Annotated in this window: 3 protein-coding genes; all 3 read right to left on the bottom strand. The window is 67.6% G+C overall.

The features are described 5' to 3' along the window. Positions 1-556: dCTP deaminase (gene dcd, locus L995_RS07885; RefSeq protein WP_047470781.1), on the bottom strand; the 556-nt coding region annotated here is incomplete at its 3' end. A 68-nt stretch (positions 557-624) separates the two neighbouring features. Next, positions 625-1,917, bottom strand: a complete 1,293-nt coding sequence (guaD, locus tag L995_RS07880) for a guanine deaminase (protein ID WP_047470779.1) — start codon at positions 1,915-1,917, stop codon at positions 625-627. 111 nt (positions 1,918-2,028) lie between these two features. Beyond that, positions 2,029-2,957 (bottom strand): BMP family ABC transporter substrate-binding protein (locus L995_RS07875; protein WP_047470776.1); only part of this gene is annotated, 929 nt, incomplete at its 5' end.

Raw genomic sequence — 2,957 nt, 5'->3', positions numbered from 1 at the left:
CCGCGTCCACCTGCCCCTGGTACTTGCCGCCACGGTCGCGGTAGCTGACCTCGCAGACATCGTCGGGATCGCTCTCGAAGAACAGCACCTGGGCGCAGCCCTCGCCGGCATAGATGCGGGCGGGCAGCGGCGTGGTGTTGGAGAACTCCAGCGTCACATAGCCTTCCCATTCGGGCTCGAACGGCGTGACGTTGACGATGATGCCGCAGCGCGCGTAGGTGCTCTTGCCCAGGCAGATGGTCAGCACATTGCGCGGGATGCGGAAGTACTCGACCGTGCGCGCCAGCGCGAAGCTGTTGGGCGGGATGATGCAGCTGTCACCCTCGAAATCGACGAAGCTCTTTTCATCGAAGTTCTTGGGGTCCACCACGGTGCTGTGGATGTTGGTGAACACCTTGAATTCGGGTGCGCAGCGGATGTCGTAGCCATAGCTGCTGGTGCCGTAGCTGATGATCTTGCGGCCATCGACGTTGCGAACCTGGGCCGGCTCGAAAGGCTCGATCATGCCGTGATCCTCGGCCATGCGACGGATCCACTTGTCGCTCTTGATGCTCATGGCAATTCCTCGTTCCCTAGCTGTCCTTGTCAGGCGCCAGCACCCGGCCGGGCACTGGTGCAAAGGCGCTATTTTGCTTGAGAAACGACGGTGCGCTCTATCAGGCGGTCATCGCCCAGGATGATCATGGCGAACAGCAGCTCGTCCAGGCTCTCGGCCTGGCGGGTCTTGCGCTCGAGCAGCGGCGTGCAGGCCGGGTTGATGACCACGAAGTCGGCCTCGCAGCCCGGCTGCAGATTACCCACCTGGCCGGCCAGCCCCAATGCGCGCGCCGCGCCCGCCGTGTGCTGCCACCACAGATTGCCGGGCGACAGGCTCAGGCCCTGCTTGGTCTGGCCCTCGCGGCCCGCCACGTAGGCGGCCTGCATGGTGCGGAAAGGGCTGAAGCTCATGCCGCCGCCCACGTCGCTGGCCAGGCCGTAGAGGAACTGCGCGGCGTCGGCCCGCGCAAAGTCGAAGAAGCCGCTGCCCAGGAACAGGTTGCTGGTGGGGCTCACGGCGGCGGCGGTGCTGCGTTCACGCATCAGGGCGCGGTCTTCATCGTCCAGGTGGATGCAGTGCGCGTAGACGGCGCGCTCGCGCATCAGGCCGAAGTCGTCGTAGACCGACAGGTAGCTGCGGGCCTTCGGAAAGAGCTCGGCCACCCAGCGCACTTCGTCCAGGTTCTCGGCCACGTGCGACTGGATCCAGACATCGGCGTAGCGTGCGGCCAGCTCGCCCGCGCCGCGCAGCTGCTCGTGCGTGCTGGTGGGGGCAAAGCGCGGCGTGATCGCGTAGCCCAGGCGGTCCACGCCATGCCAGCGCTGGATCAGGGTTTCGGTGTCGATCAGGCTTTGCTCGGTCTGGTCGCGCACGCCGTCGGGGCTGTGGCGGTCCTGCAGGACCTTGCCCGTGATCATGCGCATGCCGCGCGCCTGCGACGCGCCCATGAGCGCATCGACCGACCCCGGGTGCGAGGTGGCAAAGGCCAGCGCCGTGGTCACGCCGTTGCGCTGCAGCTCGTCCAGGAAGAACTCGGCCACGCTGTCGGCATGGGCGCGTTCGCAAAAGGCCGACTCGTGCGGAAAGGTGTATTTCTCCAGCCAGGGCAGCAGGCCGGCGGCGGGCGCGCCGATCACATCGGTCTGCGGATAGTGGATGTGCAGGTCGATGAAGCCCGGTGCCAGGATGCGGCCCGGCAGATGGGTGACTTCGGCGCCCGGCTGGCCGGTGAGCTGCGCCTGCAGCGCCTGCCAGCTGCCGGCGGCGACGACGCGCTGCTGCCCCCTGTCATCCGGGGCGACGGCCAGCAGGCCGTCTTCGTCGTAGAGCGCCTGGCCATCGTCGGCAAAACGCAGCAATGAGGAACGGTAGATTTGCATGCCGCCAAGCTTAGCGGGCGGACAGGCAGATGCCATATCCGCAGCGCTATAGGCGCCATCGGCAGGCGCCACCCTAGGGTTTACGCCAGGGCGGCAGCCAGGGGTCCCACCTCACTTGGGCAGGGTGGCCTGCACGCCTTCCACCAGCCAGTTCATCTGCAGGATCTGCGCATCGTCCAGCTGCTTGCCGGCTGGAATGCGCACCTGGCCCTGGTTGTCGCGCACCGGCTGGTCGCCGGCCTTGAAGGGCTGCAGGCGGCCCTGGGCCATGTCCTTTTGGCGCTGCAGCACTTCCTCGCGCACGGCGGGCGGCAGCCTGGGGCCGAAGCCTTCCACGCGGATCATGCCCTCGCGCACGCCGCCCCAGGTGTCCTGGCTCTTCCAGCTGCCGTCCAGCACCGCTTTGGCGCGCGCCGTGTAGTAGTCGCCCCACTGGTGGGTGACGGCCAGCAACTGGGCGTCGGGCCCGTCCTTGCGCATGTCGGAGTGGTAGGCAATCGCCATGCGGCCGCGCTCCTGGGCGGCCTGCATCACGGCGGTGGATGCGACCTGGAAGGACACCACGTCCACGCCGCCGTTGAACAGTGCCATGGCCGCATCGCGCTCGCGCGGCGGGTCGAACCAGGTATCCAGCCAGACCACCTTGACCGTGGCCTTGGGATTGACCGAGCGCATGCCCAGCGTGAAGGCGTTGATGCCTTGCAGCACCTCGGGAATCGGAAAGCCGACCACGAAGCCGGCCACGCCCGTCTTGCTGGCACGGCCTGCGGCAATGCCCGACAGATAGCGGCCCTCGTAGTAGCGCGCATTCGAGGTGGCCACGTTGTCGGCGCGCTTGAAGCCCGTGACCGACTCGAACTTCACCTGCGGGAAGTCGCGCGCCACGCGCATCACGGACTCGGTGTAGCCGAAGCTGGTGGTGAAGATCAGCTGGTTGCCGCTGGCGGCCAGGTCGCGCAGCACGCGCTCGGCGTCGGGGCCCTCGGGCACGCTGTCCACGGCGCGGGTCTGCACGCGCGGGCCCAGGGCCGCCTGCAATG

The organism is Delftia sp. ZNC0008 (genome assembly GCF_000799035.1).
Lineage (GTDB): Bacteria > Pseudomonadota > Gammaproteobacteria > Burkholderiales > Burkholderiaceae_C > Comamonas > Comamonas tsuruhatensis.
This window is presented reverse-complemented; position numbering and strand designations above follow the sequence as displayed.